Origin of the sequence: Bosea sp. F3-2, assembly GCF_008253865.1 — a bacterium.
GTDB lineage: Bacteria > Pseudomonadota > Alphaproteobacteria > Rhizobiales > Beijerinckiaceae > Allobosea.
In genome coordinates, this window is sequence record NZ_CP042331.1 from 405,974 (window position 1) to 425,564 (window position 19,591).

The following is a 19,591-nucleotide window of genomic DNA, read 5'->3' on the forward strand; positions in this document are numbered from 1 at the left end:
CCTCACGACCATGTATCACCTGATCGTCTTCCTCCCCCTGATCGGCTTCCTGATCGCTGGCCTCTTCGGCCGGCTGATCGGCGCGCGCGGCTCCGAGATCGTCACGACCTCGCTGCTCATCGTCTCGGCGATCCTGTCCTGGGTCGCCTTCGTCCAGGTCGGCTTCGGCTCCGCCACGACGCGGATCCAGGTCGCGAGCTGGATTTCCTCCGGCAGCCTGCAGGTCGACTGGGCCTTCCGCATCGACACGCTGACCGCGGTGATGCTGGTCGTCGTCAACACGGTCTCCTCGCTCGTGCACTTGTACTCGATCGGCTACATGCACGAGGATCCGCACCGGCCGCGCTTCTTCGCCTATCTCTCGCTGTTCACCTTCGCGATGCTGATGCTGGTGACGGCGGACAATCTCGTCCAGATGTTCTTCGGCTGGGAAGGCGTCGGTCTCGCCTCCTATCTGCTGATCGGCTTCTGGTACCAGAAGCCCTCGGCCAATGCGGCGGCGATCAAGGCGTTCATCGTCAACCGCGTCGGCGACTTCGGCTTCTCGCTCGGCATGTTCCTGGTCTTCGTGCTGTTCGGCTCGGTCGCCTTCGACGCGATCTTCCCGCGCGCGGGCGAATTTGCGAACCAGGGCTTCCGCTTCCTCGGCTATGACTGGAATGCGCTGACCCTGACCTGCCTGCTGCTGTTCGTCGGCGCGATGGGCAAGTCGGCCCAGTTCCTGCTCCACACCTGGCTGCCGGACGCGATGGAAGGCCCGACGCCGGTCTCGGCCCTCATCCATGCCGCGACCATGGTCACGGCCGGTGTCTTCATGGTGGCGCGCCTGTCGCCGCTCTTCGAATATGCCCCGGTCGCGCTCACCGTCGTCGTCGTCATCGGCGCCACCACGGCCTTCTTCGCCGCGACCGTCGGCCTGGTGCAGAACGACATCAAGCGCGTCATCGCCTATTCGACCTGCTCGCAGCTCGGCTACATGTTCGTCGCGCTCGGCGTCGGCAATTACGGCGCCGGCATCTTCCACCTCTTCACCCACGCCTTCTTCAAGGCTCTGCTCTTTTTGGGCGCCGGCTCGGTCATCCACGCGATGCACCATGAGCAGGACATGCGCCACATGGGCGGCCTCCGGAAGCACATCCCGCTGACCGCGGCGGCGATGACGATCGGCACGCTGGCGCTCACCGGCGTCGGTATCCCCGGGACCATTTTCGGCTTTGCCGGCTTCTTCTCGAAGGATGCGATCATCGAGAGCGCCTATGCCTCGGTAGAGCATGGCGGCTTCGCCAGCTCCTATGCCTTCGTGCTGCTGGTCGTCGCGGCCTGCATGACCTCCTTCTACTCCTGGCGGCTCTACTTCATGACCTTCGAAGGTGCGCCGCGCTGGGGCCATGGTCATCACGCCCATGACGACCACGCGCATGCCACTCACGGCCATGACGATCATGCCCATGCCGCGCATGGCCACGACGATCACGGCCATGGCCATGATCACACGCCGCATGAGAGCCCCTGGGTGATGCTGCTGCCGCTCGCCCTGCTCTCGGTCGGCGCGATCTTCGCCGGCGTCGCCTTCAAGGAGTCCTTCGTCGGCCACGACTTCGAGCATTTCTGGAAGTCGGCCCTGTTCATGGGCAAGGACAATCACATCCTGCACACCATGCACGAGGTGCCGAAATGGGTCGTCGCCTCACCGTTCGTGGCGATGGCGATCGGCTTCGTGCTCGCCTACTGGATGTATGTCCGCCGGCCGGACATTCCGGGCAAGCTCGCGGCGGCGAACCCGGTGCTGTACCGGTTCCTGCTCAACAAGTGGTACTTCGACGAGCTCTACGACTTCCTGTTCGTCAAGCCGGCGAAGTGGCTCGGCCGCTTCCTCTGGAAGAAGGGCGATGGCCTGGTCATCGACGGCCTCGGACCGGACGGCGTCTCGGCCCGCGTGGTCGATGTGACCAACCGGGTGGTCCGGCTGCAGACCGGCTATCTCTATCACTATGCCTTCGCCATGCTGATCGGCGTCGCGGGGCTCGTGACCTGGTATCTCGTGACCCGCGGGTGAGATGATGTTCGGTTTCGGTATTCTCACCGGTCTTCTGGTTCTGCCGCTGGTCGGCGCCGCCTTCATCCTGGCGCAGCGCGGCGATCAACCTTCCGTCGACTCCAACGCCCGCTGGGCGGCGCTGATCACGACGGTGCTGACCTTCGTGCTCGCCTGCGTCGCCTGGAGCCGCTTCGACACGGCCAATCCCGGCTTCCAGATGGTCGAGACCCATGGCTGGGTTTCCGACGCCATCAAGTACAAGCTCGGCGTCGACGGCTTCTCCTTCCCCTTCGTGGTGTTGACGGCCTTCCTGATGCCGTTCTGCATCCTCGCCTCCTGGACCTCGGTCGAGAAGCGGGTGCGCGAGTACATGGTCGCCTTCCTGGTGCTGGAGACGCTGATGATCGGCGTCTTCGTCGCGCTCGACCTTGTGCTGTTCTACCTGTTCTTCGAGGCCGGCCTGATCCCGATGTTCCTGATCATCGGCATCTGGGGCGGCAAGCGGCGCGTCTATGCCTCCTATAAGTTCTTTCTCTACACGCTGCTCGGCTCGGTGCTGATGCTGCTGGCGGTGATGGCGATGTACTGGAACGCCGGCACCACCGACATCCCGACGCTGCTGGCGCACAAGTTCCCGTCGCAGATGCAGCCCTGGCTGTGGCTTGCCTTCTTCGCCTCCTTCGCGGTGAAGATGCCGATGTGGCCGGTCCATACCTGGCTGCCCGACGCCCACGTCGAGGCGCCGACGGCCGGCTCGGTCATCCTGGCGGCGATCCTGCTGAAGATGGGCGGATACGGCTTCATCCGCTTCTCGATCCCGATGTTCCCGGAAGCCTCGGCACTGTTCGCGCCGCTGATCTACGCGCTGTCGGTCATCGCCATCGTCTACACCTCGCTGGTGGCGCTGATGCAGGAGGACATCAAGAAGCTGATCGCCTACTCCTCGGTGGCGCATATGGGCTTCGTCACCATGGGGCTCTTCACCCTGACGCCGCAGGGCATCCAGGGCGCGATGTTCCAGATGGTCAGCCACGGCCTCGTCTCGGGCGCGCTCTTCCTCTGCGTCGGCGTGATCTACGACCGCATGCACACCCGCGAGATCGCCGCCTATGGCGGCCTGGTCAATCGCATGCCGCTTTATGCCGTGGTGTTCATGGTCTTCACCATGGCGAATGTCGGCCTGCCGGGCACCGCGGGCTTCGTCGGCGAGTTCCTGACGCTGGTCGGCGCCTTCCGCGCCAACCCCTGGGTCGCCTTCTTTGCCACCTCCGGCGTCATCCTCTCGGCGGCCTATGCGCTCTGGCTCTACCGCCGGGTGGTCTTCGGCGCGCTGACCAAGCCCGAGCTCAAGGACATCAAGGACCTGAACGGCCGCGAAATCGCGATTTTCGTCCCGCTCGTCCTGCTGACGATCTGGTACGGCGTGCAGCCGCACACGATCCTCGACGCCTTCGCGGCGCCGACCGAAGCGCTCATCAAGAACTATCAGGCTGCACTCACTGTCGCGAAGACGGCAGTGGCGGCCGTGCAGTAAGGTCTCGTCATGGCTCTGCCCGCTCTCGGCCCGGCCCTGCCGGAAATCATCCTCGCCACTGGCGCCATCGCGATGGTGCTGATCGGCGCGATCCAGGGTGAGCGCGCGACACGCCTGCTCGAAGGCCTCGCCCTGGTGCTGCTCGCCGTCGCGCTGGTGCTGGTCATCTCGGCCGGCGGCAAGCTCCTGACCTTCAACAACGGCTTCATCGCCGACGGCTTCTCCCGCTTCATGAAGGTGCTGACGCTGATCGGCGCCGGCGCCACCATCCTGCTCTCGGCCGACACGCTGCGGCGCGAAGGCGCGATGCGCTTCGAATTCCCAATCCTGATCGTGCTCGCGACCATCGGCATGATGATGATGATCTCGGCCAATGATCTCATCAGCCTCTATGTCGGTCTCGAGCTGCAGTCGCTCGCGCTCTATGTCGTCGCCGCCTTCGACCGCGACAACGCCAAATCGACCGAGGCGGGCCTGAAGTACTTCGTGCTCGGCGCGCTCTCCTCCGGCATGCTGCTCTACGGCAGCTCGCTGGTCTATGGCTTCACCGGCACGGTCACCTTTCCGGGCATCGCGGCGGCGACGCAGGGTGGGCATGCCGGCATTGGCCTGATCTTCGGCATCGTCTTCATCGCTTCCGGCGTCGCCTTCAAGATCTCGGCCGTGCCGTTCCATATGTGGACGCCGGACGTCTACGAGGGCTCGCCCACTCCGGTCGCGGCCTTCTTCGCCTCGGCGCCGAAGATGGCCGCCATGGCGATGGTGATCCGCATCTTCGTCGGCGCCTTCCCCGGCGCGATCCAGGATTGGCGCCAGATCATCGTCTTCATCTCGATCGCCTCGATGGCGCTCGGCGCCTTCGCCGCGATCGGCCAGCGCAATATCAAGCGCCTGCTCGCCTATTCCTCGATCGCGAACATGGGCTACGCGCTGGTCGGCCTCGCCGCCGGCACGCCCGACGGCGTGCAGGGCGTGATGACCTATATGGCGATCTATCTCGCCACCACGCTCGCCGCCTTCGCCTGCGTGCTGATGATGCGCCGCGACGGCAAGCTGGTCGAGGATATCAATGAGCTCGCCGGCCTGTCGCGCACCAATGGCTGGATGGCGTTTGCGCTGTCGATGATGATGTTCTCGCTCGCCGGCATCCCGCCGCTCGCCGGCTTCTGGGCGAAGTGGTACGTCTTCCTCGCCGCGATCGACGCCAAGCTCTATGTGCTCGCCGTCGTCGGCGTGCTGACCAGCGTCGTCGGCGCCTATTACTATCTGCGCCTGGTCAAGGTGATGTACTTCGACGATCCGAAGCCGGCCTTCGAGACCGCGGATTACGGCGTGCGTACAGTGCTGCTGGTCTCGACCATCTTCGTGCTGGTGCTTTCGTTCCTGCCGGCGCCGCTCTTCGACTCGGCAGCGGCTGCGGCCAAGTCGCTCTTCTGAGCTGACGGCGCGTGCTCGGTGACGCCGCCCGCGCCGCGGGCTACCGGCTGATCATCCGCGACGAGGTCGGCTCCACCATGGAGGAGGCCCGTCGCGCGCTCGATCAGGGCGAGCCGGGCAAGCTCTGGATCGTCGCCCGCAGCCAGAATGCGGGCAGGGGGCGTCACGGCCGGCAATGGGGCTCCCCGCCCGGCAACCTCTATGCGAGCCTGCTGCTGAGCGACCCTTGCGAGCCGGTTCTGGCACCGCAGCTCGGCTTCGTGGTCGGACTTGCACTACATGATGCCGCTGCAAAGCTGCTCGGCCCGGCCGCGTCCGGGCTGAAACTGAAATGGCCGAACGATCTGCTGCTCGGCAACGCCAAGACCTCGGGCCTGCTGCTCGAGGGCGAGAGCCGGGCAGGGCGCCTCAACGTCATCGTCGGCTGCGGCGTCAACATCGCCTCCTGCCCCTCCGACACGCCGTACCCGGCAACCTTCCTCAAGGCGGTGGCGCCTCAAGCCTCTGTCGAGGCGATGCTGACGGGCTTGAGCGATGCCTTCGCCCAGCGCTTTGCGGTCTGGGCCCAGCCAGGAGGCTTCGGGCCGACCCGCGCCGCCTGGCTCGAACGTGCGGCCTTTCTCGGCGAGACCATTACCATCCGGCTTCCGGAGGGACCGCTTGCGGGCCAATTCGTCGGCCTTGATCCGACGGGGCGCCTCGAACTCGAAACCGAAGCCGGCCGCCGCGTGATCGATGCGGGCGATCTGTTCTTCGGCCCGCCGCGTTAATTTCCTGCCGTGCGGTCTCGATCTGGAGACCGCGCCGATGGCATGCTAGGGCTCAACGCCATCACGCGGCATAAACCAAATCATTGCTAAAATCAGGAATCCCCGTGACCCGCTCCAGCGACCAGCTCGTTTTCGTTCCCCTCGGCGGCCTCGGTGAGATCGGCATGAACGCCGCTCTCTACGGCTTCGGGCCTGAGGGGAGGCGCAAATGGATCCTGGTCGATTGCGGCTTGTCCTTCGCCGGCCCGGAAGCGCCGGGCGTCGATATCGTCCTGCCGGATCTGCGCTACATCATCGAGGAGCGGGCGAACCTCCTCGGCATCGTCATCACCCACGCCCATGAGGACCATATTGGCGCGCTTGCCGCGCTCTGGCCCTCGCTGCGGGCGCCGGTCTACTGCACGCGTTTCGCTGCCGGCCTCCTCGCCACGCGCCGCCTCTCCGAGCCCGGCGCACCCAATGTCGAGATCAATGTCGTGGCGCAGGGCGGGCGGATCACGCTCGGCCCCTTCGACATCGAGTATGTGCCGGTCGCGCATTCCATCCCCGAGTCGAATGCGCTGGCCATCCGCACCCCGGCCGGCCTCGTCGTCCATACCGGCGACTGGAAGATCGATCCGACGCCGCGCGTCGGCCTGCCGACCGATGAGAAGCGCCTGCGCGAGCTCGGCGAGGAGGGGGTGCTGGCGCTGGTCTGCGATTCGACCAATGTCATGCGCGACGGCATCAGCCCGAGCGAGGCCGATGTCGCCGCCAAGCTCAAGGAACTCGTAGCCTCGGCGCCGGGGCGTGTCGCTGTCACCACCTTCGCCTCCAATGTCGCGCGGCTGCGCGCCGTCGCCGAAGCCGCGATGGCCACCCAGCGCGAGGTCGTGGTCGTCGGGCGCGCCATGGATCGCGTCATCGATGTGGCGCGTGAATGCGGCTATCTCGACGGCATCCCGGCTTTCCGGCCGGTCGATGCCTATGGCTACCTGCCGCGCGACAAGGTCGTGGCGCTGGTGACCGGAAGCCAGGGCGAGCCGCGCGCCGCGCTCTCGCGCATTGCCGCGGACGATCACCCCGAGATCGCGCTCTCGCCCGGCGACCGCGTGATCTTCTCCTCGCGCACCATTCCCGGCAACGAGAAGTCGGTCGGCAACATCCTGAACGCGCTCGCCCGCGACAATATCGAGATCATCACTGACCGCACTCATCTCGTCCATGTCTCCGGCCATCCGCGCCGCGAGGAACTGGCAAGGCTCTATGGCTGGGTGAAACCGCAGATCGCCATCCCCGCGCATGGCGAGGATCTGCATCTGGCCGAGCATGAGAGTTTTGCCCGCAGCCTCGGCGTGAAGCATGTGTTGCGCGCCGGCAATGGCGACGTCGTCGCGATCTCGGGTGAGGGCGCCAGGAAGGTCGATGAGGCCCCGCATGGCCGGCTCTATCAGGATGGCTCCCTGCTGGTGAACGCGCTGGAGAAGACGGTGCAGGAGCGTCGGCGCTTATCCTTCGCGGGCATCGTCTCGATCGCGGTCGCGATCGACGAGAAGGGCGGTATTGCCGGCGATCCGGAGATCGCGGTGCTCGGCCTGCCGCCGCGCACTCGCGACGGCACCGATTTCGACGAATATGTCGCCGACACCGTCGCCGATCTGCTCGACGGCATTCCGAAAGCCCGCCGCCGCGACCCGGAAGCTCTTCGCAACGCGCTGGAGCGCGGCGTGCGCAGCGCCGTCAACGAGGAGTGGGGCAAGAAGCCGCTGGTGCATGCGCTGGTGGTCGAGGTGTAGTAGTGTCGGCTATTCGCCGTCATCCCGGACGTCGCGGAGCGAAGATCCGGGATCCATCATAGAGTGGTGACGCTGCCCTATGATGGATCCCGGAGCGGCGCGGCTGCGCCGCTTGTCCGGGATGACGGCGTGTTTCCGAGCCCGAAAGCCGAACTGCGGAAAGACGTGTCATGATCGGACGCCTCAACCATGTCGCCATCGCGGTGAAGGACCTCGCGGCCTCGACGGCGCTCTATCGCGATACGCTGGGCGCGCGTGTCTCGCAGCCGCAGCCTGAGCCGGCGCACGGCGTCACCGTGGTCTTCGTTGAGTTGCCCAACACCAAGGTCGAGCTGCTGGAGCCGCTCGGCGCCGATTCGCCGATCGCCAAATTCCTTGAGCGCAACCCGGACGGCGGCATCCACCACATCTGCTATGAGGTCGACGATATCCTTGCCGCTCGCGACCGGCTGAAGGCGCAGGGCGCGCGTGTCCTCGGCTCGGGCGAGCCGCGCATCGGCGCCCATGGCAAGCCGGTGCTGTTCCTGCACCCCAAGGATTTTCTCGGCACGCTGGTCGAGCTGGAGCAGGCGTGACCGTCATGTCCGAGATCGCCTTCCTCGGAGAGCCCGAGTCCGGCTCGCCGCGCCCCTTCAGCGCGGCGACCGTCGCCGGCGGACTGGTCTTCGTCTCCGGCCATTCGGCGCCGCATGACCCCGCGCGCGGCGTCCATCGCGGCGAGACGCCGGCGGAGGAGGTGCGCAATGCGCTGGGCCGTATCGCCGAGATCCTGGCCGAGGCCGGCAGCGGGCTTGATCGCGTCGTGCAGATGACCATGCTGATCACCGATCCCGCCGATTACGCCGCTTGCAACGCCGAATATGTCAGGCATTTCCCGAACGGCCTGCCGGCGCGCCATACTGCGCGCTTCGGCGTGCCGACCGCGGCCCGGGTCGCCTTTTCCTGCATTGCCCTGGCCGGGAGAGGCGCATGAACATCGTTGGCGGGCTCGCGCTCTATTTCGTGATCTGGTGGATCACGCTCTTCGCCGTGCTGCCTTTTGGCATCCGCAGCCAGCATGAGACCGGTGATGTCGTCGAAGGCACGGAGCCCGGCGCGCCGGTCCTGCCGGGGCTGCTCAAGAAGGCTGCGATCACCTCGGTCATCGCCGCGGTGATCTTCGCCGGTGTCTGGTATGTCTGGGTGACCTACGACATCTGAGCGCGCTGCCCCGGGCTGGGGGCGCTTACACTTGCAGTCGATCAGGGAAGGCTCGGTCGGCAACTCGCCGGAGAGCCGGCAAAGAAAAAGGCAAGGCGGACGCCTTGCCTTGGGTAGTCTTTTTTTACCGCAGTATCGGCGCGCGTCTGGTTGCGTGCGACTCGGATACTAGGCGGGCGTTTGTCCTCCCGAGACCTGGTCCGCAGCGCCGTGACTAGCACAGCGCTCCCAGCGGGAGATGGCTTAGCTGATTGTGACGGCTCTGTCATCAGTTTAGACAAATTCAGCCTCAAAATTTTGCAAGTTTGATCTCCATTGCACTTGTGCAGTGCAGCAATGTTTTTTTCTGCCGGTACCAGCAGCAGTGGTCGCTCTAGCATCGGACCGAAAAGTGGAATTCACTTTTCGGAAAATCCGATGCGATCACAAAAGCCTAGATCGCCGTTACCGCGCCCTGTCGGGCGCGCGGCGATCTGGGGCAGGTGCCTTGTTCCCGTCAAAGGATATCGCTATCGACGGCCATCCGCCGGGCTCGCCGGTGGCCATGGAGATCTTCATGCTGCGCAGCTCGCTCGCCGCTCTTGCCCTCGTCGCCTCGCTCGGTTTCGCGCAGGCCCAGAGCCCGAAACCGGATCCGGACAACACCGTCGTCCTCGAGACCAAGGACGGGCCGGTCACGATCCGCCTGCGGCCGGACCTTGCGCCGAAGCATGTCGCCCAGATCAAGGCGCTGGTGAAGCGCGGCTTCTATGACGGCATCGTCTTCCATCGCGTCATCGACGGCTTCATGGCCCAGACGGGCGACCCGACCGGCACGGGCACGGGCAAGTCCGATCTGCCGAACCTGCCGGCCGAGTTCTCCCAGACGCCCTACAAGGTCGGTTCGGTCGGCATGGCGCGTTCGGCCTCGCCGGATTCGGCGAATTCGCAGTTCTTCATCTGCTACGAGGGCTGCGGCTCGCTGACCGGCCAGTACACGCTCTTCGGCGAGGTCGTGTCCGGCATGGACGCCGTGCGCAAGATCAAGAAGGGCGCGCAGGGCAGCGGCCAGGTCACCAATCCGGACAAGATCGTCCGCATGCGGATGGCCTCCGACGCCAAGTGAGATGAAACCGGGGAGGGCTGGAACCATGCTGCGGACGGCCCTCATCGGCACTCTCACGGTGCTTTCCCTCGGCGCCGCCGCGGCGCTTGCGCAGGATACGCACGACCTCGGTCTGCCGCCGCCATCCGGCTCGCAGAATCCCGTCCTGCCGCCAGCTTCGGGATTCCAGAATCCGATCCTGCCGCCACAGAGCGGCCAGCGTTACAACCCCGGCATCGGTGGCCCCTTCGGCGGCGACAACGATATTCCGGGCATGGAGCAGCGTCGCGTCGGCTCCTCGCGCCTGATGCGCGGCGGCGGCGAGATCGGCCTGATCGGCTCGGTATCGCCGGAGACGCCGCGGGAGGAGGAGGGCGAGACCGTCGACAAGCTGGCCGATATTGCACCGGCGCTGCGACGCTGCTGGAATCCGCCGCCATTGCCGGGAGATCTCACTGGCGCGATGGTTTCGCTTCGCTTCAGCCTGCGCCGCGACGGCAGCCTCTTCGGTCAGCCGCGCGTGACCTGGGAGACGCGCCGCGGCGATCCCGAGTTCCAGCGGCGCTTCAGCGATTCCGCCGTTGCCGCGATTCATGCCTGCACGCCGATGAGGTTGTCGAAGGGCCTCGGAGCGAGTATCGCGGGGCGACCCTTCATCATCCGTTTCCACGGCCGTGTGCCGCCTAACGAAAGGCAGAGCTAATGTCGCTCGATCCCGAAAACACCATCGTGATGGAAACCACCAAGGGCCGCGTGGTCATCAAGCTGCGCCCCGACCTCGCTCCCGGCCATGTCGAGCGCATCAAGCTGCTGGCCCGCGAGGGCTTTTATGACGGCATAGTCTTCCATCGCGTCATCGACGGCTTCATGGCCCAGGTCGGCTGCCCGCACGGCACCGGCACCGGCGGTTCGAGCTATCCGGACCTGAAGCAGGAGTTCAACGCCGAGCCGCATGTCCGCGGCATCTGCTCGATGGCCCGCGCCCAGAACCCGAACTCGGCCAACAGCCAGTTCTTCATCGTGTTCGACGACGCCCGCTTCCTCGACAAGCAGTACACGGTCTGGGGCCAGGTCGTGGAAGGCATGGACAATGTCGACAAGATCAAGCGCGGCGAGCCGGTCCGCGATCCCGACTCGATCGTCTCGATGAAGGTGATGGCCGACGCGGCCTGATCGCTTCGCTCACGTCGAGCCCTCGTTCCGGGACGCGCGGCGCAGGCCGTGTTCGGCGCCCGGAATGAGGGCTCTTTGCTTTTTGGGACGAGATGCAGCCCGATGGATGTCGGCCTCTTCGATTTCGACCTGCCGGAAGACCGGATCGCGCTGAGGCCCGTCAGCCCGCGCGATGCGGCGCGGCTGCTCGTGGTGCGTCCCGATGCGCCCGAGCCGCTGGAGGATCGCGGCATCCGCGATCTCGTCTCGCTGCTCCAGCCGGGCGATGCACTCGTCCTCAACGATACGCGCGTGATCCCGTCCCGCCTGCGCGGGCGGCGCTATCGCGGCGCGGATTCGGCCCGCATCGAGATCATGCTGCACAAGCGCGAGAGCGATGATCGCTGGCTCGCCTTCGCCCGGCCGGCCAAGAAGCTAGCACTCGGCGAGACCGTGGACTTCGATTCGGAGGGAGCGAGCAACGCCTGCGAGCTCGGCCGCCTGCAGGCCGAGGTCATCGGCAAGAGTGAGGGCGGCGAGGTCGAGCTGCGGTTCAGCCTGACCAGCGCCTATCTCGACGAGGCGATCGCGCGGCTCGGCGAATTGCCGCTGCCGCCCTATATCGCCGGCAAGCGCCCGACCGACAGTGCCGATACCACCGACTACCAGACGAACTTCGCCTGCAACGACGGCGCCGTCGCGGCGCCCACCGCCGGGCTGCACTTCACGCCGGAGCTTCTGGCGGAACTGGAGGCGCGCGGCGTCTCACGCCATTTCGTGACGCTGCATGTCGGCGCTGGCACTTTCCTGCCGGTGAAGGCTGACGACACCGAAGACCATCGCATGCATGCCGAATGGGGCACGGTCTCGGCCGAGACGGCGACGGCCCTGAATGAGGTCAAGGCGAGGGGCGGGCGGATCGTCTGCGTCGGCACGACCTCGTTGCGCCTGATCGAGAGCGCGGCGGCCGAGGACGGCACCATTCGGCCCTTCTCCGGTGACACGGCGATCTTCATCACGCCGGGCTATCGCTTCCGGGTGGTCGACATGCTGGTGACGAATTTCCACCTGCCGCGCTCGACACTGTTCATGCTCGTCTGCGCCTTCTGCGGGCTCGACATGATGAAACGGGCCTATGCCCATGCGATCGCAGCGAAATATCGCTTCTATTCCTATGGCGACGGCAGCCTGCTCTTCCGGGCAGGCTGACCGTAGAGCGAAACACGCTGTCATTCCGGGGCTTCGCGCCAGCGAAGAACCCGGAACCCATGAACACGACGCTTCGTCATGGTCGGGCTTGTCCCGACCATCCACGTCTTCCTTCACCGAAAGTGGTGTTCAAGACGTGGATGCTCGCCACAAGGGCGAGCATGACAATCTGGAAGTCGGTCTTGTTCATGGGTTCCGGGCTCGGGCCTGCGGCCCGCCCCGGAATGACGGCGTTGTGCCATGTCCCGCTGGCGGTTTACGGCGAAGATCACTTCGCCGGCAGCGGCGGCACGCCCTTCTGCCATTCCGCCCAGTTGGCGGTGATGTGATCGACGACCCGCGAGCCGACAGCCTCGATATTGGCGACGGTCTCGGCAAACCCGCCTGCGGTCTGGCCGGGCGCCGGGTCGAGATGCTGCAGCGTCGTCTCGTTCGGATTGCCCTGGTCGAAATTGACCGCGCCGCGCAGGCTGAGGATGCGGTCGGTGCCGAACTGGCGCTTGATCACCAGCGTGATCGCGGCGTTCTCCATCTCGGTGATGACATAGTCGTCGGCGCCGTAGAGCTTGGCCATGTACTGTGCCTCCTTCGACAGGCCGGGCCCGTGGAAGAAGGTGTCGCCGGTCATATGCGTGCCGACCGTCACGGAAGGTGCAGCCAGCGCGCGCTTGTCGGGGTAGCGCATGCGGTACTGCTTGGCCGAATCCGAATCCTGCAGATTGACGCCGGAGCTGAGCTTCACGGCCCAGTTGACCAGCACCGGGTTGAGCTGGAAGACGCGATAGCTCTCATAGCCCTTGCGCGGCATGAAGACCGGCTCGCCCGGCTTGCCTTCCTCCGGCGCCCAGCGATGGCCGAGATCGTAGTCGACCAGCCAGCTGCCCCAGGAGACGTCGCCGATGGTGCCGCGCGAGGGCGGCGTGCCGGCGACGCCGCTGAGCACGAAATAGGCCTGCGAGAAGTCATAGGCCGGGTCGAGCAGGATCGCCTGCATCGAGGAAGACGAGTTGACCTTGCCCATGCCGAGCACGGCGCCGCAGACGCCGTCATCGTTGCAATAGACCGGCTTCAGCGCGCCTTTCACCGGGTGCGGCTGGCTTGCCTTCCAGTAGCGCTCGTACCAGTGCTGGAACTCGCCGGCCCGGTCACCGGTGTTCTCCCCGATCTCGAACATGGCGCCGACGAAGACCTTGACCTTGGTCGGCTGGGTCTGCGCCGCGGCGGGCAGCGCGAGTGAGCCGAACGCAAAGGCGGCAAGGGAGAGGGCGGCGAGGCCACTCCGTCTGGCGGTGATCTGATTCATGGGTTTCTCCACGGCCGAAAACTGAAGGGGCCGTCCGGGTCGGGCCGAGCAAGGGCTGTGCCGTTTCTGCCATGGTGCGGGCAGGAGCGTCCATCGCGGCTTTGTCATAGGCGCGACGATCCATTCGCTGAACCGGCTCGCCTTCCCGGCCTGAAAATGCTACCGGGCTCGCAACAGGGATTTTGACAGTCAAATGGCCGATATTTTTCGCGAGATCGATGAGGAAGTCCGGCGCGACAAGGCGGCCGAGCTTTGGAAGAAATATGGCTGGCTCGTCACCAGCCTTGCCGTGCTGGCGGTGCTCGCCGTTGCAGGGTGGCAATTCTGGCAGCATCGCGAGAACCAGGCTGCGCAGGCTGTCGGTGCCCGCCTCGAAGCGGCGCTCAAATCGTCTCGTGACGGCGACAGCAAGCAGGCCGAGACCATTCTCAAGGAGCTCGCCAGCAGCGCGCCCGCCGGCTACCGCCTGATCGCGCGCTTCCGCCTTGCCGCCGAGACCGCCAAGGGCGACGCTGCCGCCGGCATTGCCGCCTTCGATGCGCTCGCCAACGACGCCACGCTGGATGCGACCTACCGGGATCTCGCCAAGCTGCGCGCCGGTATCCTGCGCGTCGATCTCTCGCCCTACGCGGAGGTCAAGGCGACACTGGAGCCGCTGGCGAGCCCGCAGGGCGTCTGGCGTCATTCGGCCCGCGAATTCCTCGGCATCTCCGCGCTCAAGGCCAACCAGTTCGACGAGGCCGGCCGCGGGTTCGATGCCGCGATCACCGACCCGCAGGCGCCGCAGGCCCTGCGCCAGCGCGTGGAACTGTATCTCGCCCTCGTCCGTGGCGGGCCCGTCACGGTGAAGAACTAGACGATTCCGTTACCACCACGCGCGTCATCCCGGGCGACCGGAGGGAGACCCGGGATCCATGCCGGAGCACTTCCGAATAAGGTTCAGGCATGGATCCCGGCTCGGCGCTTCGCTTGGCCGGGATGACCACGGAATATGTGAAAACTGATGACAGCCATCGTCGCCCTCATCGGCCGGCCGAATGTCGGCAAGTCGACGCTGTTCAACCGGCTCGTCGGCAAGAAGCTCGCGCTGGTCGATGACCGGCCGGGCGTGACGCGCGATCGCCGCGAAGGCGACGCCACGCTCGGCCATCTGCGCTTCAAGGTGATCGACACGGCCGGTCTGGAAGAAGCGGACAAGGAATCGCTCGCCGGCCGCATGCGCGCCCAGACCGAGACCGCGATCGCCCAGGCCGATGTCGTGGTCTTCATGATCGATGCGCGCCTCGGCCTGACGCCGATGGACCAGCCCTTCGCCGAGCTGGTCCGGCGCTCCGGCAAGCCTGTCATCCTCCTCGCCAACAAGGCCGAGGGGAAGAAAGGCGCTGACGGCATCATCGACGCCTATTCGCTCGGCCTCGGCGATCCCGTGCCGTTCTCGGCCGAGCATGGCGAGGGCACGGCCGATCTGCTCGAGGCGCTGGCGCCCTTCATCGCCGACGAGCCCGAGGAAGACGAGGACGAGGCCTGGGAAGATGTCCCGGCGGACAACGCGGACGAGGACGACAATCCCGACCGGCCGCTGCGCGTCACCATCATCGGCCGCCCCAATGCCGGCAAGTCGACGCTGGTCAACCGCATCATCGGCGAGGAGCGGCTGCTGACCGGTCCCGAGGCCGGCATCACCCGTGACACCATCTCGGTGGATTGGGAATGGCGCGGCCGCAAGGTCAAGCTCTTCGACACGGCCGGCATGCGCAAGCGCGCCCGCATCGAGGAGAAGCTGGAGAAGCTCTCCGTTGCCGATTCGCTACGCGCCATCCGCTTCGCCGAGGTCGTGGTGGTGCTGCTCGACGCCACCATCCCCTTCGAGAAGCAGGATCTGACGCTGGTCGACCTGACCGAGCGCGAGGGCCGGGCCGTCGTCATCGGCCTCAACAAATGGGACCTCGTCGCCGACAAGCAGGGCCTGCTCGCAGAGCTCAAGGAAAAGGCCAACTATCTGCTGGCGCAGGTGCGCGGCGTGCCGATCGTGCCGCTCTCAGGGCTCGCCGGCGAGGGCATCGACCGGCTGATGCAGGCGGTGTTCTCGGCCTATGAGGTCTGGAACCGCCGCGTTTCGACTGCGCGGATCAACCGCTGGCTGGAAGGCGTGCTCTCGGCCCATCCGCCGCCGGCCGTGGCGGGGCGGCGCATCAAGATCCGCTACATGACGCAGGCCAAGGCGCGGCCGCCGACCTTCGCGCTGTTCGGCAACCAGCTCGAACACCTGCCGATCTCCTATGTACGCTATCTCGTGAACAATCTGCGGGAAGGCTTCGATCTGCCGGGCACGCCGATCCGGCTGCACCGGCGCGGCGGCCAGAACCCCTATGACAAGGAGCGCAAGGGCTGATGCGGCAGGGGGCGATGCGGGTTGCGGTCGTCGGCGCCGGTATCGCCGGGCTTTCCACTGCCTGGTCGCTGAACAAGCGCGGGCATGACGTCACGCTCTTCGAGCAGGCGCCGCAGATCCCCAACCCCTATGCGGCCTCGGGCGACCAGCATCGCATCATCCGCCGCGCCTATGGCGCCGCCGACGGCTACGCCCGCACCATCACCGAGGCCTTCGAGGCCTGGGACGAACTCTGGGCCGATCTCGGAAAGCGGCATTACGCGCCGTGCGGCGTGCTCGGCATCTCCCAGACGGAAGGCGATGAGGGCGAGGAGTATCGCGAGGGGCTCGACCGCACGGGCTCGCCCTATCAGCTCTACGATGCCGCCGAGGCAGCGCGGCGCTATCCCTTCATCGATCCGGCGACGATCCGCTACGCCTATCTCAGCCCGGAGGGCGGGGCGCTGTTCCCAGCCCGTATCGCGGGCGACCTCGTGCGCCTGCTGCGCGAGCGCGGCGTCGCGATTCGCGAGGGGGCGGAGGTTGCGGTCATCGACCCGGAAGTGGGCAGGCTGACCCTGGTCGATGGCGAGCAAGCGAGCTTCGACCGCATCGTGGTTTCAGCCGGGGCCTGGGTGCTGAAACTGCTGCCCGATCTCGCCGGGACCCTGACCACCTATCGCACCGCAGTCGTCTATCTCGATCCGCCGGAGGATCTGAAGGCAGCCTGGCAGGCGGCGCCGACCATCGTCGATGTCGGCGGCACCATCGACGGCTATGTGCTGCCGCCGGTCGATGGCACCGGTCTCAAATTCGGCGCCGGCATCCACAAGCGCCCACGCCAGCCGGGCGAGGAGCGCGAGCCGCGCCCGGGCGAGGGCGAGGTGCTGCGCGACTGTTTCTCGCCGCCCTTCGCGCGCATCGCCGAATATCGGGTCGATCGCGTCGTGACCTGCGCCTACACCTTCACCGCCGACCGCAAATTCTTCGCGCGCCAGATCGGCCGAGTCACGGCGGTCTCGGCCTGCTCCGGCCATGGCTACAAATTCGGTGCGGCCGTCGGGCGGCGTGTCGCTGCGGCGGTCGAGAGTGGCGATCAGGCCGGGCTGCTGCGCTGGCTGCGGGCGGAGTAGCGGCTGCGGCGATCAGCCGGGAAATTCCTGGTCCATGATCTCTGCGTCCGGCCGCTGTCGGTCGAGGCTTTCGCGGTAGCGGACGCAGCCGCGCAGGAATTTAGGCCAGGGTGGGACAGCGATCTCGGGGTCGACCGTTTCCGGCAGCAATTCCCAGAGTTGCGGGTGGTGCCAGCACAGATCATGGCCGGTCGCGTCCCTGTGTGCCCTGATGCCGGCGCGAAGCCGTTTCACCTCGTCGAGAAGCTGTTCTCGCGACAGGGTTTCAAGATCGTCATCCATGGGCCCTCCTGCTGCAGGAACGAGGCAGCAGGATTCTGGTTCGCGGCCCGGATGCTCAGGCCGGCAGCTGTGGCGTCAGCACCTTGCCCTGCGGGAAATCGAAGATCTTGCCGCTCTCGGTCCAGTCCGGCGAGGCGAGCCTGACCAGATGCGGCGCCAGATCCTCCGGCGTCTTCAGCGTCATCGGGTCCTCGCCCGGCATCGCCTCGGCGCGCATGCGGGTGCGCAGCGGCCCCGGATTGACCAGCATGACCTTGACCGGCGTCGTCGCCGTCTCCGCGGCGTAGGTGCGCGCCAGCGCCTCCACGGCGGCCTTGGAGATCGAGTAAGGCCCCCAATAGGCGGTGCACTTATGCGCGGCGCCGGAGGACATCAGCAGGACACGGCCCGCATCCGAGGCGCGCAGCGCCGGGTCGAGCGACTTGATCAGCCGCCAATTGGCGGTGACGTTGGTGTCGAGCACCTTGGCCCAGTCCTTCTCGGTCGCGTGGCCGAGCGGGGTCAGGGGGCCGAGGATGCCGGCATTCGCCAGCAGGATGTCGAGCTTGCCCCAGCGCTCCAGCAGGGCCGGGCCTAGCTGTTCCAGCCCCGTGGCATCGCCGAGGTCGAGCGGCACGAGCGTGGCGCTGCCGCCGATCTCGCGGATCTCGTCGTCGAGCTCCTCCAGAGCGCCGGCCGTGCGGGCAAGCGCGACGACATGGGCGCCGGCCCGCGCGAAGGCAAGCGCGGCGGCACGGCCGATGCCGCGCGAGGCACCGGTGACGAGCGCGAGGCGCCCCTCGAGAGGCTTGGTCATGTCGGCTTCCGGTGGCTCAGCCGGCCTCGGCCAGCAGGGAGATCTGCTGCTTGGCGCTTTCGCCGATCACGTCGGTCAGTGAGGTCGGATAATCGCCGGTGAAGCAGTGGTCGGTGAATTGCGGCCGGGCAGGGTCGCGCCCCTCATGGCCCATGGCGCGGTAGAGCCCATTGACCGAGATGAAGGCCAGCGAATCCGCGCCGACGAACTGCCGCATCTCCTCCAGCGAATGCGTGGCGGCGAGCAGCTTCTCGCGGTCGGGCGTGTCGATGCCGTAATAGTCAGGATGGGTGATCGGCGGCGACGAGATGCGGAAATGCACCTCGCGGGCGCCGGCCTCGCGCATCATCTTCACGATCTTGAAGGAGGTCGTGCCGCGCACGATCGAATCGTCGACCAGCACGATGCGCTTGCCCTCGACCACCGAGCGGTTGGCCGAGTGCTTCAGCTTGACGCCGAGCTCGCGGACCTTCTGCGTCGGCTCGATGAAGGTGCGGCCGACATAGTGGTTGCGGATGATGCCGAGCTCGAAGGGGATGCCGCTCGCCTGCGCAAAGCCGAGCGCGGCCGGAACGCCGGAATCCGGCACGGGCACCACGACATCGGCATCGGCCGGCGATTCCTGCGCCAGGACCGCACCCATCGCCTTGCGGCGCTCATAGATGCTGCGGCCCTTCACGATGGAGTCGGGGCGGGCGAAATAGATATACTCGAAGATGCAGGGCCGCTCCGGCACCGGCGGGAAGGGTTTATGGCTCTCAATGCCGCTCTCGGAAATGATCACGACCTCGCCGTTCTCGACCTCGCGGATGAACTTGGCGCCGATGATGTCGAGCGCGCAGGTCTCCGAGGTCAGGATCGGGCAGCCGTCGAGCTCGCCCAGCACGAGCGGGCGGATGCCGAGCGGATCGCGCGCGCCGATCAGCTTCTTGTTGGTGATGCCGACGAAGGCATAGGCGCCCTCGATCTGGCGGATCGCCTCGATGAAGCGATCGATAAATTGCTGCTTGCGGCTGCGCGCCACGAGATGCAACAGGACCTCGGTGTCGGAGGTCGACTGATAGATCGCGCCGTCGCGGACGAGCTCGCGCCGCAGCGTCAGCCCGTTGGTGAGGTTGCCGTTATGCGCCACCGCGAAACCGCCGCCATGCAGCTCGGAGAAGAGCGGCTGGACGTTGCGCAGGATGGTCTCGCCCGTCGTCGAGTAGCGGACATGGCCGATGGCCTGCTTGCCCTTGAGCTTGTCGATGACGCTTGCTTCCGAGAAGGCGTCGCCCACGAGACCGAGACGGCGCTCGGAATGGAAGCGCGTGCCGTCGAAGGAGACGATGCCCGCCGCCTCCTGGCCGCGATGCTGGAGCGCGTGCAGGCCGAGCGCCGTCAGCGCCGCCGCGTCGGCATGGCCGTAAATGCCGAAGACGCCGCATTCCTCCCGCAGCCGGTCGGCATTGGGGTCGAAGGCGGTCTCAGTCTCGGTCTGCGAGTTCATGGCGAGCTCCACGCGGGG

Annotated in this window: 19 protein-coding genes; 15 read left to right on the forward strand and 4 right to left on the reverse strand. The window is 66.4% G+C overall.

Translation table 11 applies throughout. The features are described 5' to 3' along the window. Nucleotides 1-10: 10 nt before the first annotated feature. The 12 genes from nuoL (at nucleotide 11) to queA (ending at nucleotide 12,199) form a co-directional block, all read left to right on the forward strand. Nucleotides 11-2,056, forward strand: a complete 2,046-nt coding sequence (nuoL, locus tag FQV39_RS02000) for an NADH-quinone oxidoreductase subunit L (protein WP_149128781.1) — start codon at nucleotides 11-13, stop codon at nucleotides 2,054-2,056. Nucleotides 2,057-2,060: 4 nt separating this feature from the next. Further along, nucleotides 2,061-3,572 (forward strand): NADH-quinone oxidoreductase subunit M, encoded by a 1,512-nt coding sequence (locus FQV39_RS02005; protein WP_149133604.1) that lies wholly within the window; start codon nucleotides 2,061-2,063, stop codon nucleotides 3,570-3,572. Between the two features lie 9 nt (nucleotides 3,573-3,581). Further along, nucleotides 3,582-5,009 (forward strand): NADH-quinone oxidoreductase subunit NuoN, encoded by a 1,428-nt coding sequence (gene nuoN, locus FQV39_RS02010; RefSeq protein WP_149128782.1) that lies wholly within the window; start codon nucleotides 3,582-3,584, stop codon nucleotides 5,007-5,009. 11 nt (nucleotides 5,010-5,020) lie between these two features. Continuing rightward, on the forward strand, nucleotides 5,021-5,779 hold the full coding sequence (locus FQV39_RS02015; RefSeq protein WP_248313205.1) for a biotin--[acetyl-CoA-carboxylase] ligase: 759 nt from the start codon (nucleotides 5,021-5,023) through the stop codon (nucleotides 5,777-5,779). A 104-nt stretch (nucleotides 5,780-5,883) separates the two neighbouring features. Further along, nucleotides 5,884-7,554 (forward strand): ribonuclease J, encoded by a 1,671-nt coding sequence (locus FQV39_RS02020; protein WP_149128783.1) that lies wholly within the window; start codon nucleotides 5,884-5,886, stop codon nucleotides 7,552-7,554. Nucleotides 7,555-7,724: 170 nt separating this feature from the next. Next, nucleotides 7,725-8,129 (forward strand): methylmalonyl-CoA epimerase, encoded by a 405-nt coding sequence (gene mce / locus FQV39_RS02025; protein ID WP_149128784.1) that lies wholly within the window; start codon nucleotides 7,725-7,727, stop codon nucleotides 8,127-8,129. 5 nt (nucleotides 8,130-8,134) lie between these two features. After that, a complete protein-coding gene (locus FQV39_RS02030; RefSeq protein WP_248313489.1) occupies nucleotides 8,135-8,527 on the forward strand; it encodes a RidA family protein in 393 nt (130 codons plus the stop codon). Further along, nucleotides 8,524-8,754 (forward strand): DUF1467 family protein, encoded by a 231-nt coding sequence (locus tag FQV39_RS02035; protein ID WP_149128786.1) that lies wholly within the window; start codon nucleotides 8,524-8,526, stop codon nucleotides 8,752-8,754. Before FQV39_RS02030 ends, FQV39_RS02035 begins: the two co-directional genes overlap by 4 nt. 556 nt (nucleotides 8,755-9,310) lie before the next feature. Next, a complete protein-coding gene (locus tag FQV39_RS02040; protein WP_248313206.1) occupies nucleotides 9,311-9,859 on the forward strand; it encodes a peptidylprolyl isomerase in 549 nt (182 codons plus the stop codon). 25 nt (nucleotides 9,860-9,884) lie between these two features. Next, nucleotides 9,885-10,541, forward strand: a complete 657-nt coding sequence (locus FQV39_RS02045) for a hypothetical protein (protein ID WP_149128787.1) — start codon at nucleotides 9,885-9,887, stop codon at nucleotides 10,539-10,541. Then, nucleotides 10,541-11,011 carry a peptidylprolyl isomerase gene (locus FQV39_RS02050; protein WP_149128788.1) on the forward strand — a complete coding sequence of 157 codons (471 nt, stop codon included), beginning with the start codon at nucleotides 10,541-10,543 and terminating at the stop codon, nucleotides 11,009-11,011. Before FQV39_RS02045 ends, FQV39_RS02050 begins: the two co-directional genes overlap by 1 nt. A 102-nt stretch (nucleotides 11,012-11,113) precedes the next feature. Continuing rightward, nucleotides 11,114-12,199 (forward strand): tRNA preQ1(34) S-adenosylmethionine ribosyltransferase-isomerase QueA, encoded by a 1,086-nt coding sequence (gene queA / locus FQV39_RS02055; protein WP_149128789.1) that lies wholly within the window; start codon nucleotides 11,114-11,116, stop codon nucleotides 12,197-12,199. 268 nt (nucleotides 12,200-12,467) lie between these two features. On the opposite strand, the gene FQV39_RS02060 is transcribed toward queA, so the two are convergent. Next, nucleotides 12,468-13,502, reverse strand: coding sequence for a purine-nucleoside phosphorylase (locus tag FQV39_RS02060; protein WP_149128790.1), 1,035 nt, complete (start codon nucleotides 13,500-13,502; stop codon nucleotides 12,468-12,470). A gap of 193 nt (nucleotides 13,503-13,695) precedes the next feature. Here FQV39_RS02060 and FQV39_RS02065 point away from each other — a divergent pair, with 193 nt between their 5' ends. The 3 genes from FQV39_RS02065 to FQV39_RS02075 all read left to right on the forward strand — a co-directional run bounded on the left by FQV39_RS02065 (nucleotide 13,696) and on the right by FQV39_RS02075 (nucleotide 17,006). Further along, nucleotides 13,696-14,358 (forward strand): tetratricopeptide repeat protein, encoded by a 663-nt coding sequence (locus FQV39_RS02065; protein ID WP_149128791.1) that lies wholly within the window; start codon nucleotides 13,696-13,698, stop codon nucleotides 14,356-14,358. A 147-nt stretch (nucleotides 14,359-14,505) separates the two neighbouring features. Then, nucleotides 14,506-15,894, forward strand: coding sequence for a ribosome biogenesis GTPase Der (gene der / locus FQV39_RS02070; protein WP_149128792.1), 1,389 nt, complete (start codon nucleotides 14,506-14,508; stop codon nucleotides 15,892-15,894). Between the two features lie 14 nt (nucleotides 15,895-15,908). After that, the gene (locus tag FQV39_RS02075) at nucleotides 15,909-17,006 is read left to right on the forward strand and encodes an NAD(P)/FAD-dependent oxidoreductase (RefSeq protein WP_149133607.1); all 1,098 of its coding nucleotides are present in this window, start codon (nucleotides 15,909-15,911) and stop codon (nucleotides 17,004-17,006) included. A gap of 12 nt (nucleotides 17,007-17,018) precedes the next feature. On the opposite strand, the gene FQV39_RS02080 is transcribed toward FQV39_RS02075, so the two are convergent. From FQV39_RS02080 to purF, 3 genes are read right to left on the reverse strand one after another with little or no spacing between them, the layout of a single operon-like run. Then, entirely contained in the window at nucleotides 17,019-17,288 is a 270-nt protein-coding gene (locus FQV39_RS02080) for a hypothetical protein (protein ID WP_149128793.1), read from the reverse strand. Between the two features lie 55 nt (nucleotides 17,289-17,343). Continuing rightward, on the reverse strand, nucleotides 17,344-18,084 hold the full coding sequence (locus FQV39_RS02085) for an SDR family NAD(P)-dependent oxidoreductase (protein ID WP_149128794.1): 741 nt from the start codon (nucleotides 18,082-18,084) through the stop codon (nucleotides 17,344-17,346). A gap of 16 nt (nucleotides 18,085-18,100) precedes the next feature. Then, nucleotides 18,101-19,573, reverse strand: coding sequence for an amidophosphoribosyltransferase (gene purF, locus FQV39_RS02090; protein WP_149128795.1), 1,473 nt, complete (start codon nucleotides 19,571-19,573; stop codon nucleotides 18,101-18,103). Between the last annotated feature and the right edge of the window lie 18 nt (nucleotides 19,574-19,591).